Annotated in this window: 22 protein-coding genes; 21 read left to right on the plus strand and 1 reads right to left on the minus strand. The window is 61.8% G+C overall.

What is annotated here, in order from left to right:
* Positions 1-121: 121 nt before the first annotated feature.
* The 21 genes from radC to ilvE all read left to right on the plus strand — a co-directional run bounded on the left by radC (position 122) and on the right by ilvE (position 18409).
* Positions 122-805 (plus strand): RadC family protein, encoded by a 684-nt coding sequence (radC, locus tag RIN49_RS11765; protein WP_309120368.1) that lies wholly within the window; start codon positions 122-124, stop codon positions 803-805.
* Positions 806-1016: 211 nt separating this feature from the next.
* Positions 1017-2054 (plus strand): rod shape-determining protein, encoded by a 1038-nt coding sequence (locus tag RIN49_RS11770; RefSeq protein ID WP_138192846.1) that lies wholly within the window; start codon positions 1017-1019, stop codon positions 2052-2054.
* A gap of 58 nt (positions 2055-2112) precedes the next feature.
* Positions 2113-2976 carry a rod shape-determining protein MreC gene (gene mreC / locus RIN49_RS11775; protein WP_309120369.1) on the plus strand — a complete coding sequence of 288 codons (864 nt, stop codon included), beginning with the start codon at positions 2113-2115 and terminating at the stop codon, positions 2974-2976.
* Positions 2969-3514 carry a rod shape-determining protein MreD gene (gene mreD / locus RIN49_RS11780; protein WP_309120370.1) on the plus strand — a complete coding sequence of 182 codons (546 nt, stop codon included), beginning with the start codon at positions 2969-2971 and terminating at the stop codon, positions 3512-3514. The genes mreC and mreD overlap by 8 nt, the downstream gene beginning before the upstream one ends.
* A 70-nt stretch (positions 3515-3584) precedes the next feature.
* A complete protein-coding gene (locus RIN49_RS11785; RefSeq protein WP_309120371.1) occupies positions 3585-4241 on the plus strand; it encodes a septum site-determining protein MinC in 657 nt (218 codons plus the stop codon).
* A gap of 18 nt (positions 4242-4259) precedes the next feature.
* Entirely contained in the window at positions 4260-5048 is a 789-nt protein-coding gene (gene minD / locus RIN49_RS11790; RefSeq protein WP_309120372.1) for a septum site-determining protein MinD, read from the plus strand.
* Positions 5049-5072: 24 nt separating this feature from the next.
* The gene (locus RIN49_RS11795) at positions 5073-6233 is read left to right on the plus strand and encodes an FtsW/RodA/SpoVE family cell cycle protein (RefSeq protein WP_309120373.1); all 1161 of its coding nucleotides are present in this window, start codon (positions 5073-5075) and stop codon (positions 6231-6233) included.
* A gap of 135 nt (positions 6234-6368) precedes the next feature.
* Positions 6369-7163, plus strand: coding sequence for a peptidoglycan DD-metalloendopeptidase family protein (locus tag RIN49_RS11800; protein ID WP_309120374.1), 795 nt, complete (start codon positions 6369-6371; stop codon positions 7161-7163).
* On the plus strand, positions 7147-8028 hold the full coding sequence (locus RIN49_RS11805; RefSeq protein WP_309120375.1) for a M50 family metallopeptidase: 882 nt from the start codon (positions 7147-7149) through the stop codon (positions 8026-8028). Before RIN49_RS11800 ends, RIN49_RS11805 begins: the two co-directional genes overlap by 17 nt.
* A 44-nt stretch (positions 8029-8072) precedes the next feature.
* Entirely contained in the window at positions 8073-9317 is a 1245-nt protein-coding gene (locus RIN49_RS11810; protein WP_309120376.1) for an Rne/Rng family ribonuclease, read from the plus strand.
* Between the two features lie 134 nt (positions 9318-9451).
* Positions 9452-9763 (plus strand): 50S ribosomal protein L21, encoded by a 312-nt coding sequence (rplU, locus tag RIN49_RS11815; RefSeq protein ID WP_138192855.1) that lies wholly within the window; start codon positions 9452-9454, stop codon positions 9761-9763.
* Positions 9764-9775: 12 nt separating this feature from the next.
* Complete coding sequence (locus tag RIN49_RS11820; RefSeq protein WP_309120377.1) at positions 9776-10111, plus strand: ribosomal-processing cysteine protease Prp; 336 nt, start codon at positions 9776-9778, stop codon at positions 10109-10111.
* A gap of 14 nt (positions 10112-10125) precedes the next feature.
* On the plus strand, positions 10126-10437 hold the full coding sequence (gene rpmA, locus RIN49_RS11825) for a 50S ribosomal protein L27 (protein ID WP_138192857.1): 312 nt from the start codon (positions 10126-10128) through the stop codon (positions 10435-10437).
* 213 nt (positions 10438-10650) lie between these two features.
* The gene (locus RIN49_RS11830; RefSeq protein ID WP_309120378.1) at positions 10651-11259 is read left to right on the plus strand and encodes a Spo0B domain-containing protein; all 609 of its coding nucleotides are present in this window, start codon (positions 10651-10653) and stop codon (positions 11257-11259) included.
* 10 nt (positions 11260-11269) lie between these two features.
* Entirely contained in the window at positions 11270-12577 is a 1308-nt protein-coding gene (gene obgE, locus RIN49_RS11835; RefSeq protein ID WP_309120379.1) for a GTPase ObgE, read from the plus strand.
* 134 nt (positions 12578-12711) lie between these two features.
* Complete coding sequence (locus RIN49_RS11840) at positions 12712-13191, plus strand: ACT domain-containing protein (RefSeq protein ID WP_309120380.1); 480 nt, start codon at positions 12712-12714, stop codon at positions 13189-13191.
* Between the two features lie 52 nt (positions 13192-13243).
* Positions 13244-14530, plus strand: coding sequence for a homoserine dehydrogenase (locus tag RIN49_RS11845; RefSeq protein ID WP_309120381.1), 1287 nt, complete (start codon positions 13244-13246; stop codon positions 14528-14530).
* A 48-nt stretch (positions 14531-14578) separates the two neighbouring features.
* Entirely contained in the window at positions 14579-15649 is a 1071-nt protein-coding gene (gene thrC, locus RIN49_RS11850; protein WP_309120382.1) for a threonine synthase, read from the plus strand.
* On the plus strand, positions 15642-16634 hold the full coding sequence (gene thrB / locus RIN49_RS11855) for a homoserine kinase (protein ID WP_375295239.1): 993 nt from the start codon (positions 15642-15644) through the stop codon (positions 16632-16634). Before thrC ends, thrB begins: the two co-directional genes overlap by 8 nt.
* Entirely contained in the window at positions 16631-17506 is an 876-nt protein-coding gene (gene pheA / locus RIN49_RS11860) for a prephenate dehydratase (RefSeq protein WP_309120383.1), read from the plus strand. The genes thrB and pheA overlap by 4 nt, the downstream gene beginning before the upstream one ends.
* 24 nt (positions 17507-17530) lie before the next feature.
* Positions 17531-18409 carry a branched-chain-amino-acid transaminase gene (gene ilvE, locus RIN49_RS11865; RefSeq protein WP_309120384.1) on the plus strand — a complete coding sequence of 293 codons (879 nt, stop codon included), beginning with the start codon at positions 17531-17533 and terminating at the stop codon, positions 18407-18409.
* Between the two features lie 80 nt (positions 18410-18489).
* Here the strand turns inward: ilvE and RIN49_RS11870 are convergent, their stop codons facing one another.
* Positions 18490-18726, minus strand: coding sequence for a hypothetical protein (locus RIN49_RS11870; RefSeq protein ID WP_309120385.1), 237 nt, complete (start codon positions 18724-18726; stop codon positions 18490-18492).
* Positions 18727-18847: the final 121 nt, after the last annotated feature.

Raw genomic sequence — 18847 nt, forward strand, 5'->3', positions numbered from 1 at the left:
CGCTTCGTCGGCGCGCGCGGATAACGGAAAGTTTTTCCGTTATCCGTCGCGCGCCATTGTTCTTCGGCGTTCCCTCTCTTATAATTTGGTTACTTTTTTGCGAGGGAAGGGGATGCGGACGATGGAGACGATGATGCTGCGGGAGGTGCCGGAAGACGAGCTGCCCCGGGAGCGAATGCTGCGGAACGGAGCGTCGGGCATGAGCAACAGCGAGCTGCTCGCGATTTTGCTGCGGACGGGTACGCGCAGCGAGTCCGCCGTGACGTTGGCGCAGCGGCTCTTGACCGAATCCGGCGGCCTTCGGGGGCTGGCCGACCGCACCGTCGAGCAGCTGTGCGAGCGGCGCGGCGTCGGTCCCGCCAAGGCGCTGCAGCTGCTGGCGGCGTTGGAGCTGGGGAGGCGCATGGCGCGCACGGAGCTGGAGCCGTCGCCGATCATCCGGTCTCCGGCGGACGTGTCGACGCTGGTGATGGAAGACTTGCGGTACTTGCAGCAGGAGCACTTCGTCGTGTTGTTCTTGAATACGAAGAACCGCGTCGTCGGACGGGAGACGCTGTCGGTCGGCAGCCTGAACGCGGCGATCGTGCACCCGCGCGAGGTGTTCCGCGCGGCGGTGAAGCGAAGCGCCGCTTCGGTCATCTGCGTGCACAACCATCCTAGCGGGGACCCGACGCCCAGTCCCGAAGATATTCAATTGACGAATCGGTTGACGGAGGCGGGTCATATTATAGGTATCGAAGTCTTGGACCATGTGATCATCGGAGACCGTCGGTACGTCAGTATGAAGGAACGAGGCGACCTGTAGGGAGGAGGCATCGGCGAAGGACGTAAGGGCAGTGCAGTCGGAGAAAGTCCGACTCGACGTCCGCGGGGCCGCGGTCGAAATCGGCGGAGAACATCCGACAGTACATGCGCAGAGCGTAGCGAGGCTTGGGTCATTTGCAAAGCCTAGGCACCCTAATGTTATAATTAAAAAGATTGTCTTACTTCGGGTGGAGTAGAAGGGAGTTACCTACATGTTCGGCGGTTTGAGCACGAAGGATCTCGGGATCGATCTCGGGACAGCGAACACGCTCGTGTACGTGAAAGGCAAAGGAATCGTCGTCAGGGAACCCTCCGTGGTCGCCCTGCGCACCGATACGAAAACGATCGAAGCCGTCGGCGAGCAAGCGAAGCGCATGATCGGCCGGACGCCCGGCAACATTCGCGCCGTGCGTCCGATGAAGGACGGCGTCATCGCCGACTTCGACACGACGGCTACGATGATTAAATATTTCATCCGCCAGGCGCAGAAGCAGCGCTCGCTGTTCCCTCGCCATCCGTCCGTAATGGTTTGCGTGCCGTCCGGCATTACGGCGGTGGAGAAGCGCGCCGTGGAGGACGCGACGCGGCAAGCCGGCGCGAAGGAAGCGTACACGATCGAGGAGCCGTTCGCGGCGGCGATCGGCGCCAACCTCCCGGTATGGGAGCCCACGGGCAGCATGGTCGTGGACATCGGCGGGGGGACGACGGAGGTCGCCGTCATCTCGCTGGGCGGCATCGTGACGTCCCGGTCGATCCGCGTCGCCGGCGACGAGATGGACGACGCGATTATCCAGTACATTAAGCGAACTTATAACTTGATGATCGGGGAGCGGACGTCCGAACAGATGAAAATGGAGATCGGCTCGGCACTGCCGATGCAGCCGCCGCCGACGATCGAAATTCGCGGCCGCGATCTCGTGACGGGATTGCCGAAGACGATCAGCGTCTCCGCCGACGAGGTGACGGAAGCGCTGGCGGACACGGTCGGGGCGATCGTCGACGCGGTCAAGGTGACGCTAGAGAAGTGTCCGCCGGAGCTGTCGGCCGACATTATGGACCGCGGCATCGTGCTTACGGGCGGCGGCGCGCTTCTTCGCAATCTCGACAAGCTGCTCGCCAGGGAGACGGGCATGCCGGTCGTCGTCGCGGAGAATCCGCTCGATTGCGTCGCGATCGGCACCGGGAAGGCGCTCGAGAACATTCATCTATTCAAAACAAGGTCGGGGCCGACTTCCCGTTCGCGCAGATAGGGCGTCGGCCGTTCCTTGGCGACGCACGGCCAAGCGGTGAGGGGATGCATGGGGAACGATGTTTAAATTTATGGGGAATAAGCGGCTGTTCTTACTGCTTGCCGCGATTATGTTTTTCATCGCGATCATGGGGTTCAGCCTCAGCGTGAGAGGGGGCGCCACCTGGCCCGAAAAGTTCGTCGCCGACACGGTGGCGTTCGGGCAAGGACTTGTGTATAAGCCGGTTCGCTCGGTCGCCGGCTTCTTCGAAGACGTTCGGCGCCTCAAGACCGTATACGAGGAAAACCAGGCGCTGCGCCTGACGCTTTCGCAATACGCCCGCGACACCGCAAGGCTGAACGATCTCGAGGCGCAGAACGAACGCTTGAAGGAAGAGCTCGGATTCACGGAACGGCAGAAGCGGTCGCATGAATATACATACCGGATCGCCGAGGTCATCTCGGAAAGTCCGGATCGGTATAATCGCGTCGTCCGCATCAATCTCGGCGAGCGCGACGGCATTCGGATGGACATGGCGGTCATGACGGTCGACGGCTTGATCGGACGCATCGTCCGCGTCACGCCGTTCACTTCCAACGTGCAGCTCATCACCGATCTGAACGGCGAAGAGGGCGGCGTCAGGGGCTTCGCCGCGACCGTGCAAGGCAGGGAGAGCGAGTCGTTCGGCATCGTGGAGAACTACAATGCCGAGGAAGGGACGCTGCTCATGACGAAGATCGACCAGAACGACGAGCTGAAAGAGGGCGACGTGATCGTGACGTCCGGCCTCGGCGAGCTGTTCCCGGAAGGCATCGTCATCGGCACCGTCATCGACCGGAAGGTCGGCGATTTCGGATTGACGCACACCGCTACGATCGAGCCGGCCGCGCAATTCAGCCATCTGCGGGAAGTGTTCGTCGTCGAGGTGCCGGGCCTTGAGTAACGCTTCGACGCTCAAGTGGATGCTGCTGACGTTGACGCTGCTGTTCTTCTTCCTGCTCGAGAGCTCGCTGCTGCCTTGGGTTACGCCGCTTACGTGGCGGAGCGAACTGTCGATTTATCCGAAGCTGGTGCTTATATCGACCGTGTATATATCCGTCTTTACGAACCGCCATATCGGCTTGGCGTACGGTCTTGCGTTCGGCTTGCTGCAGGACGTTCAATTTTACGGGCATATGATCGGCGTGAACGCCTTCGCTTACGGGCTCGCGGCTTACGTGGCCGGCCTCCTGATTCGGCCGAATCTCGTAAGCTTGTTTTCCGTATTTCTCATCCAATTATCCGCTTTGCTGTTATACGAGACTTCGACGTATGCCATCTATCGGCTCTTCAGCGTGACGGACAGCGACTTCGGTTGGATGTTCGTTCACGGGATGCTCCCTAGCATCCTAATCAGCCTGTTTCTTGCTTTAGCGCTCTACATTCCTGCGCGAAAGTGGCTCGAAGCTCCGAGGTCGGAACGGGATTCCGACGATGAATAGCGAGCCGGGCAGGAGTTTCGCAGACGAAAGCAGAAATGGTATAGGTTGAAAGGGAGGCTCGCCGTCTCATATGTCCACGACAAAATCGCTCGTTACGATCAAAGGGGTTAAAGAAGGCCTGCTTTTCGTGCTCGACGACGCGGCTCCGTTACCGGACGTGTTGTCGGACTTAAGTCATAAGCTGGAGCATACGCACAGTCAATTTCTGACGGGCCCGATCGTGCATGTGCACGTCAGGCTAGGCAAGCGCCCGTCGACCGACGAGACGAAAGCCGCGCTGAAGGAGGCGTTCGCCTTCCGCGGCAATTTACTCGTTCAGTCGATCGTCAGCGATTCGCAGGAGTCGTCCTCGGCTCTGCCTCTCTTGCCGGCGATGAAGACGATTACGGGCATCGTCCGCTCCGGCCAGACGCTGCATCACGACGGGGACGTGCTGCTGCTTGGAGACGTCAATCCGGGCGGCACGATTACGTCGACCGGACACATTCTGATTTTAGGTTCGCTTCGCGGGCTCGCGCATGCCGGCGTCGACGGGGACGACGGCGCGATCATCGCCGCTTCGTATTTGCGGCCGACTCAGCTGCGCATCGCCGGGGTCGTCTCGCGGCCGCCGGACGAATGGGGCTTCCAAGAGGCATTCATGGAATTCGCGTATTTGCGCGAGGGCGTCATGGAAATCGAGAAGATTCACCAGTTGCACCGCATCCGGCCGCAACTGAAGCACTAGCGAAGGAGAGTGATCCTCATGGGAGAGGCGATCGTAGTCACATCGGGGAAGGGCGGCGTCGGCAAGACGACCACGTCGGCGAACGTCGGCACGGCGCTCGCGCTGCTCGGGAAGAAGGTGTGCATGCTCGACACCGATATCGGACTGAGAAACCTGGACGTCGTCATGGGCCTGGAAAACCGCATCATCTACGATCTTGTCGACGTCATCGAAGGGCGCTGCCGGCTGAATCAAGCGCTCATTAAAGACAAGCGCTTCGATGAGCTGTACTTGATCCCCGCGGCGCAGACGAAGGACAAGAACGCCGTGTCTCCGGAGCAGGTGCGGGACGTCGTGCTCGAATTGAAGAAGGAACACGATTACGTCATCATCGACTGCCCGGCCGGCATCGAGCAGGGCTTCAAGAACGCCGTGGCCGGCGCGGACCGGGCGATCGTCGTGACGACGCCGGAGAAGTCCGCCGTCCGCGACGCGGATCGGATCATCGGACTGCTCGAGAAGGACAAGGTCGACGCGAAGCTGATCATCAATCGGATCCGTCCCCATATGTTGAAGAACGGGGACATGCTCGATATCGACGAAGTGTGCGCGGTGCTCGCGATCGACTTGCTCGGTCTCGTGCCGGACGACGATTACGTCATTAAGGCGGCGAACAACGGGGAGCCGACGGTCATGAATCCCGACTCGCGCGCCGCGATCGCGTACCGCAACATCGCCCGCCGCATTCTCGGGGATACGGTGCCGCTCATGCCGCTTCACCAAAAGTTGGGCGTCCTTCAACGCATTAAGAAGTTTTTCGCCGGTTAAGGCGAAGAACGAAAGCGGGAACCGATGATCTTATTAAAGAAATTAAAGCGCGTCGATTGGGCGATCTTCGCCATTCTGATCGCGTTCATGTCGTTCAGCACGTTCATCGTCTACAGCGCCGTGCACAGCAAGCCGGCGTTCGAAGGCATGCATCTGCGCCATCTGCAGTTTTACGGACTCGGCTTGCTGGTGCTGCTCGGAACGGCGATGCTCAATTACCGAATCCTTCTAAAGTTCGCTATCTATATATACGGCATCGGCGTCGCCAGCCTCGCCGCGGTTTATTTCTTCGGCGCGATCATTAACGGCGCCCGCGGATGGTTCATTATCCCGGGCATCGAACAGAGCGTGCAGCCGGCGGAATTCGCGAAGCTGTCCATTATCGTCATGCTCGCGTATTTCCTCTCCCGCAAGCAGGGCGAGCCGCTGGAGTTGTGGCGGGACGTCGTTCCCGTCGGACTGATCGTGTTCATTCCGTTCGTATGGGTCGTCATTCAGCCGGACCTCGGCAACGCGATCATCTACGTCGTCATCCTCGTCGGCATGCTGTGGATCGCCAACATCAAGTACCTTCACGTGCTGCTCGGCCTTGCGCTCGCCGCGGGCGCCGTGGCGGGGGCGATGTCCCTGATCGAGACGTACCACGATCCGATCGAGACGTTCCTCGAGGAGCACGGCTCCGGCCATTGGATGGACCGCATCGACGCGTTCCTCGATCCGGAGAACGCATCGGACGACCAGACGTACCAAGTGGACAATTCCGTGCGGGCGATCGGGTCCGGCGCGCTGTTCGGCGAAGGGTACTTGCAGGGCACGTCCGTGCACAACAATTTCATTCCTTACACGTATTCCGATTCGATCTTCGTCGTGGTCGGGGAGGAGTTCGGTTTCATGGGCGCTTCGGTGCTCCTGCTGCTGTACTTCTTGCTCATCTACCGGCTCATCTTGATTTCGATTCAGAGCGGCGACGCGGGCGGAGCCTACATCATCATCGGCATCGTTTCGATGTTCGTCTTCCAAATCTTCCAGAACATCGGCATGTTTCTCGGCATCTTGCCGCTGACGGGCATAACGCTGCCGTTCGTCTCTTACGGCGGTTCCTCCCTCCTGATCAACATGTTGTCGATCGGACTCGCGCTCAGCATCCGCGTGCATGCCGATCAACCGCTCGACGAGATGACTTGACCGAATCGGCAGAACGTCCGGGTCCCCTAGGGGATTCGGGCGTTTTTTTCATATCCGGGTGGGACAACTCATAAATATAGTACAAACCAACTTGTCTTTTCCGCTGGGGAGAGGAAGGAAACGGGGGAGAACGGCATGGACGATCTGCGTAAAAGAAGGCAGCAGCGCATTCAACATATTCTGAACGGGGAAGATCCCGGCGATGGCCGGCGAAATTCCGACTGGCTGGAGAAGCTCGAGCACGAGCGACGGATGCAGGAAGATCCCGAATACGCATGGCACATCCGGGGGAATCCTTGGAGGACTTCGTCTTCCCGCGTGGACGGGACGATCAAGTTCCAAGCGGTCGCCGCCGCCGTGCTGTTCGCTTCGGTATGGGCGATGTTTCAATGGGAGCATCCGGTCGTGGCCGAGGGACAGGCGTTCGTCCGGGCGGCGCTGACCGAAGAGCAGCGGCTGGACGACGTGTACGCGTGGTACGAGGAACGATTCGGCGAGCTGCCGTCGTTCGTTCCGGCGATGGATCGTCAGCAAGCGGAAGCGGAGCAAGTCGGCGCCGGGATCGGCCGCGCGTATATCGCGCCGGTGACCGGCAGCGTCGTCGAGCCGTTCGGCGGCATCCGCTCGGGGGCGGGCGTCGTCGTGAGGGCGTCGGCATCCATGGTCGCCTCGATGGACGAGGGACTCGTCATTTACGCCGGGGAGACGCAGGAGACCGGACAGACGGTCGTCGTGCGCCATCCGGACGGCGTGGAGACGGTATACGGGTACCTCGGAGAAATTAAGGTCGCGAAGGACGATTGGGTCGAGGCGGGCGACAGCATCGGCGCGGTTCGCTCGTCGGGGCCGGGGGAAGCCGGGGGCTTGTTGTACTTCGCCGTGAAAAAAGGAAACAGCTTCGTCGATCCGGCCGATGTCGTCGCGCTTTGATCGATGGCTGGGCGTCCGCTTCCGCCTTCATCCGCTGTTCGTCCTCTTGCTGCTGTTGTCGGCGGCGACCGGTCGCTTTCTCGAAATCGTCACCTTGTTCGGCATCGTGCTCATTCACGAAATCGGACATGCGGCGATGGCGAAGCAGCTCGGCTGGCGAGTGCGCGAGGTGCTGCTCACGCCGTTCGGCGGCGTAGCGGTCACCGACGAGGACGGATCGATACCCGCACGGGAGGAGGCGCTCGTCGCGATCGCCGGTCCCGCGATGAATCTCGCGATGATCGGCTTCGCGTACGCCATGACGGCGGCGGGCGTCTGGACCCACGCCTGGACGACGTATTTCGCGCAGGCGAACCTGACGCTGATGCTGTTCAATCTCGCGCCGATTCTCCCGCTCGACGGCGGCAAGCTGCTTCGCGTAGCCGTCGGGTACGCGCTGCCGTTCTATAAGACGCTGAAGGCGACCACGTTCTGGTCGCTGATCGCCAGCGCGGGGCTCGTCGGCGTCGCCTCGACGCGGCTTGGGGAAGGCGCGATGACGAGCGCCGCGGTCATCGGCGGTTTTCTGCTTTATGCGAATTGGTATGAATACCGAACGGCGCCGTATCGGTTCACGCGATTCCTTCTAGGACGGGCTGCGAGAGTGAGGGAGTGGACGAAGCGCGGCGCGGAGGAGCACCCGATTTTCGTCGAGCCCGAGGACACGCTGCAATCGGTATCCCGGCTGCTGCGGCGCGAGCGGCTGCATCGGTTCGTGGTGGCGACTCGCGCGGGACGCGTGCTCGCGGTCGTGCCCGAGGAGCGCTGGGCGCCGCGTTACGCGACGGAAGAGCAAAACCGTGCAGTGACCGAACTTTTCATGTAGAATAAAATGGATATTCGCAAAACATAAAGGTGGGAACGTGTTCCTTGAAACAAATCGTGGTTCACGGTCACCGGGACGAAACGACCGTAGCGCTGCTAGAAGACGGCAAGCTGACCGAATTTTTCGTGGAACGGCCGAATGTTCGCAAGCTCGTCGGCAACATCTATAAGGGCCGCGTCGTCAACGTGCTCCCGGGCATGGGGGCGGCGTTCGTGGACATCGGCATCGAGAAGAACGCCTTCCTCTACATCGACGATCTGCTGCCGGCTCACCTGGAGCATCAGCCGAAGGTGAAGCCGTCGATCGATACGCTTGTGCGGGCGGGGGACGAGCTGCTGGTGCAGATCGTTCGGGAGCCGGTCGGCACGAAGGGCGCCCGCGTCACGACGCATTACGCGTTGACGGGCCGCTGGCTCGTGTACATGCCGGAAGCCGGATATATCGCCTTATCGAAGAAGATCGACAACGAAGATGAGCGCAAGCGGCTGCGGGCGCTCGGCGAGCGGCTGTGCCGCGACAAAGAAGGCGTCATTCTGCGCACCGTGGCGAACGGCGAAGGCTTCGAAGCGCTTGCCGGCGACATGGACATGCTGCGCGAGCGATGGCGGCGCATCGAGGAGAAGGCGAAGCGGGCCCCGGCGCCGAGCGAGGTATACGCCGACGTGGAGCTGCTGCCGCGCCTCATTCGCGATATCGTCACCGAGCAGATGGACGAGATCGTCGTCGATCAACCCGCCTTGCTGGAGGAAGCGAAGCGAATGCTCCGCTCCATCGCTCCGCAGTTGACGGAGCGAGTCCGTCTGCACGACGGGAAGAAATCCGCGATCGAGGCGTACGGCGTGAAGGAGCAGCTGGAAGCGGCGCTGCAGCCGAAGCAGTGGCTCGCCAGCGGCGGATACGTCGTCATCGACCAGACCGAAGCGCTGACCGTCGTCGACGTCAATACCGGCAAATACACGGGCTCGACGAATTTGGAAGAGACGGTGCTGACGACGAACGTGGAGGCGGCCGAAGAGATTGCGAGACAGCTGCGGCTGCGCGATATCGGCGGCATTATCGTCATCGACTTCATCGACATGGAGCTGGAGGAAAACAGACGGCGCATCATCGACGCGCTCGAGACCGCCGTGCAGAAGGATCGCACGAAAGCGCACATCGTCGGCTGGACGAAGCTCGGGCTGCTGGAGATGACGCGCAAGAAGGTGCGGGAGCAGAAGGACATGATGTTCTTCGTTCCGTGCAAGGCTTGCGGGGGACGTGGAAAAATCAGGACTTCTACGTTGACGTAGATACTAGCCCTGTGATATACTCTTCAAGTGCGTCGTCTGACGACCACCGCGCTTGTCGGGTACTCGAAGCGTTCGCTTTTCGCGGCGAACCACCTGGGATGAGGCGAGTCTTACAATACGAGGGAGGTGCAAGGATGTACGCGATTATTGAAACAGGCGGAAAGCAGTACAAAGTGCAAGAGGGCGATGTGATCTACATCGAGAAGCTCGACACGAACGAAGGCGATTCGGTTACGTTCGATCAGGTTCTGGCAGTCGGCAACGGCGAAGGAATCAAGCTCGGCGAGCCGCTCGTAGCGGGCGCTTCGGTTACCGGCAAGGTAGAGAAGAACGGCCGCGGTCAGAAGATCATCGTCTTCAAGTACAAGGCGAAGAAGAACTATCGCCGCAAGCAAGGTCATCGCCAACCGTACACGAAGGTTACGATCGAGAAAATCCAAGGCTAAGAGGATTTCTCGTTGATCCGCGTGAGGGTGGACAGGGATCGCGATACGAGACGAATTACCGGATTCCGGGTCGAAGGGCATGCCCTCTTCGCGGAGTCGGGCAAGGATATCGTATGCGCGGGCGTATCGGCGGTGACGGTCGGAACGGTGAACGCGGCGGAGGCGGTCGTCGGCGTCGAATTATCGGCGTTGATGGAATCGGGCCTGCTCGACGTAACCGTGCCGAAGGGACTGCCGGAGCCGAAGTCGGCTTCCCTGCAGCTGGTGTTGGAATCGATGGTCGTCATGTTGCAGACGATTGAACAATCGTACGGTAAACATATAAGGCTCAAACAAAATTACGAATGAAGGAGGTTGACACCATGTTGAAATTGAACCTTCAGTTATTCGCTTCGAAGAAGGGTGTAGGCTCCACGAAGAACGGTCGCGACAGCATCGCGAAGCGTCTCGGCGTGAAGCGCGCGGACGGCCAGACGGTGACGGGCGGCAGCATTCTCGTTCGTCAACGCGGCACGAAGATTCACCCGGGCAATAACGTCGGCATCGGCTCCGATGACACGTTGTTCGCCAAGATCGACGGCGTCGTGAAGTTCGAACGCTGGGGTCGCGACCGCAAGAAGGTCAGCGTATACCCGGTCGAAACCGCTCCGGTAGCGGCGACGGTGGAGCGCTAATCGCTCCCTCGACCTGTAGAGAAATACGATGGAACCCCGGCCCAACGGCCGGGGTTTTCTTACTGTTAAGGCATTTTCGCTCGCCGCCGATAAGATTTGCAGGCTGTCGGGAAGCGTTTCGATCTTCGTTTCGAATTTCCTGATTCTTACTGTCCGATGAGGAATAGTTTGGTATACTGGGAGAAACAATCGGGATGACGAGGAGCTTTGGCGATGAAGCACGCGGAGGAACAAGACCGGCAGAGCCGACTGCTGGACGAGCAGCGGCAGCTATGGATCGACGCGTTCAGTCACGCGAGACACGATTGGCTGAACGACCTTCAGATGATCGTCGGATATATGCAATTGCGAAAATATGATAAATTAGCGGCCTGCGTGGAAATGCTAAAACAAAGGATGACCGAAGAGAGCCGCACCTCGAAGCTCGGATCGCCGGGACTCGTCGAAGCGCTCTTGACGGTACGGGCCCGGGCGCGGTCGTTCGCCTTCCGTCTTGCGATCGACGAACGGTTCCAGCTGCGTTCCGGCGCCGACGCGGCCGAGCTTGCGGTGAGGTCGCTGATCGCCGGCTTCGAGGAGGCGTCCGCGAAGGGCGAACGGGGCACGGAGAACGCGCTCGCCTGCGCCTTCGCGAACGAACAGGCGGATGCGGCGATCATGTTTACATATCAAGGAGCTTATTCCGAGGGCGCGCTTCGGCGTACGGTGAACGAGCTAAGGAAGCAGCTGCGGCCGCTCGCGCCCGCAAGCTCGCTGCGAGCGTCGTTCGGCGCCGACGTGGCGTCCGTTACGGTCCGGCTTCCAAGCGCGTTGGGAAAATAGGAGGACAACGATGTTTGTCGATTTTGCGAAAGTGTATGTGAAAGGCGGGGACGGCGGCGACGGCGTCGCGACGTTCCGCAGAGAGTTGTACGTACCGGAAGGAGGTCCTTCCGGGGGCGACGGCGGTCCCGGCGGGGACGTCGTCTTCCGCGTGGACGAAGGACTGCGGACGTTGATGGACTTCCGGTACCAACGTCACTTCAAGGCGCCGAGGGGCGAGAAGGGGCGGAATAAGTCGCAGCACGGAGCCGGCGCGGAAGACATGATCGTACGCGTGCCGCCGGGAACGATCGTCATCGACGACGACACCAAGGAAATCATCGCCGACATGACGCGCCACGGCCAGGAGGTCGTCATCGCGAAGGGCGGACGCGGGGGCCGCGGCAACATGCGGTTCGCCACGGCGAACAATCCGGCGCCGCATATCGCGGAGAAGGGCGAAGAGGGGCAGGAGCGCTGGGTCGTGCTCGAGCTGAAGGTGATGGCCGACGTCGGGCTCGTCGGGTTCCCGAGCGTCGGCAAGTCGACGCTGCTCTCCGTCGTGTCCGCGGCGCAGCCGAAGATCGGCGCGTACCACTTCACGACGATTACCCCGAATCTCGGCGTCGTCGACGTCGAAGAAGGGCGGTCGTTCGTATTGGCGGACTTGCCGGGGCTCATCGAAGGCGCGCACGAAGGCGTCGGGCTGGGGCACGAGTTTCTGCGTCATGTCGAGCGGACGCGCGTCATCGCGCACGTCGTCGACATGTCAGGCTCCGAAGGTCGGGATCCGTACGAGGATTGGGTCGCGATCAACCAAGAGCTGAAGCTGTACAACGCGAAGTTGGAGGAGCGACCGCAGATCGTCGTCGCCAATAAGATGGACGTGCCGGAAGCGGAGCTGTTCCTCGAGGAATTCCGCGCGAAGCTGGCGGAGAACGGACACGGAGACATGCGGATTTTCCCGATCTCGGCGGCGACGCGCCAAGGCATTCGGGAGCTCGTCTTCCAGTTGGCGGAGATGGTGGAGTCGATTCCGGCCGCGCCGCTCGTCGAGGAGACGCCGGAGAAGGAAGAGCGGAAGGTATATACGCTCGAGAACGACCGCGCGGACGAAAGCTTCAAGATTCGCCGGGAGAACGACGTCTTCATCGTGGAAGGCGAAGCGATCGAACGGCTCGCGAAGCGAACGAAGTTCGAGTCTCACGACGCGGTGCAGCGATTCGCGACGATCATGCGGCGCATGGGCGTCGACCGCGAGCTGCGCAAGCGCGGCGCGGAGGACGGGCACTATGTACGGATCGGAGATTTCGAGTTCGAATTCGTCGAGCATGAGTAGAGACGGTCGCCGCGCGAGAAGAGCGGCGGCCTTTTCTTTTTCGCCATGTTAACCTATTGCCCCGCTCGCCGCTCTCGGTTATAATGTCCACTATGGGCAAACAACAGTCTACTCCGAGAGGACGGTATGGAGCGTTGGGAACGGAGTCGAAGGAGTCGAGGCCGGCGAAACCGGAACGGCCCGCGACGTTCTACGTCGTGCGCGACGACATCTTGCCCGAAGCGCTGGTCAAGACGCTGCAGGTCAAGGATCTGCTCGCCAGAGGACTGGCCGCCACCGTGCACGAAGCGACCGAGCAGGTGGGCCTCAGCCGCAGCGCTTACTATAAGTACAGGGACGGCATCTTCCCGCTCAGCCGCTTCGAACGGGAGCGCATCGTGACGATCTCGATCGATCTCGAGCATCGTTCCGGCGTCTTGTCCCGCGTGCTCTCGATGGTAGCCGCTTACGAGGGCAATGTGCTGACGATCCACCAGACGATCCCGCTGCAAGGCGTCGCGAACGTCGTGCTGACGGTCGAGACGGGAGCGGAACCGGAGGCGCTCGACGCGCTCGTCGCGGGGGTCCGCTCGGCGGACGGGGTGCGGAAGGCCGTCGTCATCGGTCAAGGTTGAACGGAAGGAAGCGGGCGGAACGACTCGTCTCGCGATACGAAGGAGGATTACTATGGAAACCATACGCATCGGGCTCATGGGGCTCGGCACGGTCGGATCGGGCGTCGTGCGCATCTTGAACGATCACCAGGACGATCTGTCCCGGCAAACGGGGTCCCGCATCGAAATTCGCAGGGTGCTCGTGCAGGACAAGGAGAAAGCCAGAGACATCGCGCTCCCGTCCGAGCTGCTGACGCAGAACGCGGAAGACATCGTCGGCGCAGCCGACATCGACGTCGTCGTCGAAGTGATGGGCGGCGTCGTTCAGACGAAGGGTTTGATGGAGAAGGCGCTTCGCAGCGGCAAGCATATCGTGACGGCGAACAAGGATTTGATGGCGCTGCACGGCGCGGAGCTGCTCGCGATCGCGCAGGAGCACGGCTGCGACATCTTCTACGAGGCGAGCGTCGCCGGCGGCATCCCGATCATTCGCGCGCTGTCGGAGAGCTTCTCGTCCGACCGCATCACGCGCATGTTCGGCATCGTGAACGGCACGACGAACTTCATTCTGACGAAGATGAGCGGGGAAGGAGCTTCCTACGAAGACGTGCTTAAGGAAGCGCAGGCGCTCGGCTATGCCGAGGCCGATCCGACGTCGGACGTCGAGGGGCTGGACGCCGCGCGCAAGATGGCGATCCTCGCGACGCTCGGCTTCCGCATGAACGTGGCGCTCGGCGACGTGTCCGCCAAGGGCATCAGCTCCGTCACGAAGGAGGACATCTTGTACGGCAAGCGTCTCGGTTACGAGCTGAAGCTGCTCGGCGTCGCGGAGCGGGACGGCGATTCCGTATCCGTCAGCGTCCAGCCGGCGATGGTCCGGAAATCGCATCCGCTCGCATCGGTCAACGGCGTTTATAACGCGGTGTACGTATACGGCGAAGCGGTCGGCGAGACGATGTTCTACGGCCCCGGCGCGGGCAGCATGCCGACGGCGACGTCGGTCGTCGCGGACCTCGTGGCTGTCGTGAAGAACATGCGCCTGAAGGTGAACGGCCAAGGGCTGAGCAAGGCGTACAAGGAGAAGAAGCTGCAGTCGGACGACCGCATCTTCGGCAAGTTTTTCCTGCTCCTGCACGTGGAGGACAAAGCCGGCGTGCTCGCGCAGATCACGCAAGTATTCGCGAAGCACGAGGTGAGCCTCGAGTCGGTGCTGCAACAGCCGAATCAAGAAAACCCGAAAGCCGAAATCATCATCATTACGCACGATACGAATCTTTCCGGCATGAATCGCGTCATCGACGAGCTGGATTCGATGGACGTCGTCAATAAAATCAAAAGCGTATACCGGGTCGTCGGGTAAGACGACTCGGCGCGCGCGCCTTAAGCGGGCGGGGAGGCCTACGAACGTATGAGATATATGGGACTGATCGATCGATATCGCGACTTGCTGCCGGTGAACGAGAACACGCCGGCGTTGACGCTGCATGAGGGCAATACGCCGCTAATCCGGGCGGACCGGCTGTCCGAGGAGCTGCAGCTCGATTTGTATTTTAAATTCGAGGGCATGAACCCGACGGGGTCGTTCAAGGACCGCGGCATGGTTATGGCCGTCGCGAAGGCGATGGAGGAAGGCAGCCGCACGATCATGTGCGCGTCGACGGGCAACACGTCGGCGGCGGCGGCGGCTTACGCGGCGCGCGGCGGACTCGCCTGCGTCGTGCTCATCCCGAACGGCAACATCGCGCTCGGCAAGCTTGCGCAGGCGTACGCTTACGGCGCGACGGTGCTCGCGATCGACGGCAACTTCGACCAAGCGCTCGACATCGTGCGCGACGTTACGTCGAAGCATCCGATCACGCTCGTCAACTCGGTGAATCCGTACCGACTCGAAGGACAGAAGACGGCGGCGTTCGAAATCGTCGACGCGCTCGGCAAAGCTCCGGATTACCTCGCCATTCCGGTCGGGAACGCGGGCAACATCTCCGCGTACTGGAAGGGCTTCAAGGAGTACCGGGAGGCGGGCCGCTCGACGTCCGTGCCGAAGATGATCGGCTTCCAGGCGGCCGGCGCGAGCCCGCTCGTCGCCGGCAAGCCGTTCCCGAATCCGGAGACGGTGGCGACGGCGATCCGCATCGGCAACCCGGCGAGCTGGGATTTGGCCGTAGCGGCGCATACGGAATCCGAAGGCGGCGTATGGGCGGTAACCGACGAAGAGATCCTCGAGGCGTACCGGACGATCGCGGCGAAGGAAGGCGTCTTCGCCGAGCCGGCGTCCGCGGCTTCGATCGCGGGCGTCATGAAGCGCCGCCGAGAAGGCTCGCTTCCGGCCGGCAGCCAAGTCGTCTGCGTACTGACCGGTCATGGCCTCAAGGACCCGAATATCGCGATCAAGACGGTCGCGGCCGCACCTAGCGTCATTCCGGCGACGGAAGACGCCGTGCTCGCCGCCATCGCATCGGCGGAAGCGGCCCGTGGCTAGCGGCATGACCGGCGGCCGGCGGCGCGTACGGGCGAAGGTGCCCGCGACGTCGGCCAACCTCGGCCCGGGCTTCGACGCGCTCGGGATCGCGTTGTCGCTGTATGCTTGGATCGAGATGGCGCCCGCCGACGAAACGAGCATCGCCTTGCTCGGGAATGGCACGGAAGGGCTGCCGGCGGACAAGTCGAACCTCTTGTACGGCATCGCGCAGCGCGTGTTCGACGAAGCCGGCGTCCGCGTGCCGGAGCTGGAGATCGCCTTCGCGGGCGACATCCCGCTGGCGCGCGGCCTCGGCAGCAGCGCCGCGGCGATCGTCGGCGCGCTCGGCGCGGCGAACGCGCTGATCGGCGAGCCGCTGCCGCGGGACGAGCTGTTTCGCATCGCGACGGAGATCGAAGGGCATCCGGACAACGTGGGGCCGGCGATTTACGGCGGCATCGTGTCGGCGATCTGGGACGGCGAGCGCGCCGCCCACATCCGCCTCGAGGCGCCGGCGGCGCTCGCGACGCTCGTCGCGATTCCGACGTACGAGCTGCTGACCTCGAAGGCGCGCGCGGCGCTGCCGGAGACGTACAGCCGCGCGGACGCCGTCTTCAATCTGTCCCGCGCGGCGCTGCTGACGGCGGCGTTCGCGACGGGCAAGCTCGACGTCGTGCGGCACGCCATGCAAGACCGGCTGCATCAGCCGTACCGGGCGCCGCTCGTGCCGGGCCTCTCCCGCGTGCTGAGCGAGGCGTCCGCGCACGGCGCGCTCGGCGCCGCGCTCTCCGGCGCGGGTCCGACGGCGATCGCCTTCGTGGACGAGACGTCGGATCGCAGCCGTAAGACGGAGCTGGAGACGTTCCTGCGCGAGGCGATGTCGGCGTCCGGCGACGGCCGGGACGTGGAGCTGCGCTGGCTGGCGCCGTCCGCGGAAGGGCTCGTCGTCGAAGCGGCGTCGGACCGGCTGCAGGACGCGCTCGCGGAAGGGGGACTGGCGCGATGAATCGATCCGTGGCGGTGCTTGGACCTAGCACCTACTCCGAAGAAGCGGCTTCCTGGCTGCTGCAAGGAACGGACTGGCGGCTCGTGCCGTGCAAAGGAATCGCGGACGTGTTCGAGTCGACGTTGTCCGGCCGGACGGCGTTCAGCGTCGTACCGGTGGAGAATACGTTCGAAGGCTCCGTGAGCCTGCATATCGACTGGCTCGTGAACGAGGCGGATTTGCCGATCCAAACCGAATGGGTGTATCCTATACATGTCAACCTGATGAGCTTGCCGCAGTTCGACGGCGAGTGGAGGCGCATCCGCAAGGTGCTCTCGCATCAGGTGGCGTTCGCGCAATGCCGGCGCTTCTTGAACGAGCATCTGCCGGAGGCGGAGCTCGAGGCGGTCGGGTCGACGGCGGAGGGCGCGAGGCTGGTCGGCGAACGGGGAGACCCGTTCACGGCCGCGATCGGTCCGGCGACGGCAGGGGCGCGTTACGGGCTGAAGCTGCTCGCCCCGGCCATACAAGACCATAAGAACAACTTCACAAGGTTCGTGCTGGCCGGCAAGGAGCCGATGGATCCGCTCCGGCCCGAAGGGCGCGGCGAACAGGCGCGGAAGACGACGCTGCTGCTCATGCCCGGCGAGGATTTCCCCGGCGGCTTGCATCAGCTGCTGTCCGCCTTCGCGTGGCGGCGGCTCAACCTGACGAAGATCGAGTCCCGGCCGACGAAGCGGCAGCTCGGTACATACTACTTCTACGTAGACGTGGACGCTTCGATGGAATCGGTGCTCCTTCGAGGCGCCGTCGAAGAAATTCGCGCCGTCGGCTGCGCCGTGCGCGTGTTGGGGTCTTACCCCACGTACGGATTTCCAGAAGAAAAAGCTTAAATCGCGGAGGTGCGACGACTTCTCATGGCACAAGTCATCTATTTGAACGGCGAATACGTAACGAAAGAGAACGCGACCGTTTCGGTGTACGATCACGGTTTCTTGTACGGCGACGGCATTTTCGAAGGAATCCGCATTTACGACGGCAATATCTTCAAGTGCAAGGAACACTTGATGCGCTTATACGACTCTGCGAAATCGATCATGCTGAACATCCCGCTGTCGATGCAGGAGATGCAGGATACGTTGATCGAGACGATCCGCCGCAACGAGCTGCGCGACGGGTACATCCGTCTCGTCGTCTCTCGCGGGCCGGGCGATCTCGGTCTCGACCCGCGCCGCTCGCCGAAGGCGAACGTCATCATCATCGTCGAGAAGCTCTCGATCTATCCGGAAGAGGCGTACCGCAACGGCCTAAGCACCGTATCGGTGTCGACCCGGCGCAACGTGCCGGACGCGCTGAATCCGAAGATCAAGTCGCTCAACTATTTGAATAACATCTTGGTGAAAATTCAAGCGAACCTCGCCGGCGTCGGCGAAGCGATCATGCTCAACTCGCAAGGCTACGTGGCGGAAGGCTCGGCCGATAACATCTTCCTCGTGAAGAACGGCGTCGTGTTCACGCCTCCGGCGTACATCGGCGCGCTCGAGGGCATTACGCGGGCGGCGGTCATGGAGCTGTGCGCGAAGACGGGCCTGACGCTGAAGGAAGAGCCGTTCACGCTGCACGACGTGTACGTTGCGGACGAAGTGTTTTTCACGGGTACGGCGGCCGAGATCATCGCGGTGCGCGAGGTCGACGGCCGCGTCATCGGGGGGGGGAAAGCCGGCCCGATCACGACGGCGCTGCTGCAGGAGTTCCGAAAGATCGTAACGGTCGACGGCGTGAAAGTATTCGAATAAAAAGATCGTGTACAAGAAAGCCGCTGCGGATGCGTTCCGCAGCGGCTTTATTTACGTTATGGGAAGTCGGACGGAGAGGGTTACGGCGAACGCTCTTGCCGATCGAGGCGTTCCAATTGGCGGATGATCTTCACGTATTCGCGAGAGCGAAACGCCGGGTAAGCGTTCGCCCGAACGATCGCGAGGCCTTGCTCCAACGTTCGGTAGGCCGACGGCGCGGCCGTTCGGCGCTCCAGAACCTCCCGTTCCGCAAGCCTCCCGCAGGCAAGCAGCGCAGCGAACAGCAACGCGCAGACGACAACCTTCTTCGCAAGCATGAAACCACACCTCGATTAATGGTATTATGGGAATGTCTTTTTATACAAGTTGAACTATCGCGCTGCGATTTATACATCCATGCGCGAATAATCGCTATAGAAAAGGGAGGAAACGCGGTTG

It is taken from the genome of Paenibacillus sp., from assembly GCF_031177825.1.
Lineage (GTDB): Bacteria > Bacillota > Bacilli > Paenibacillales > YIM-B00363 > Paenibacillus_AE.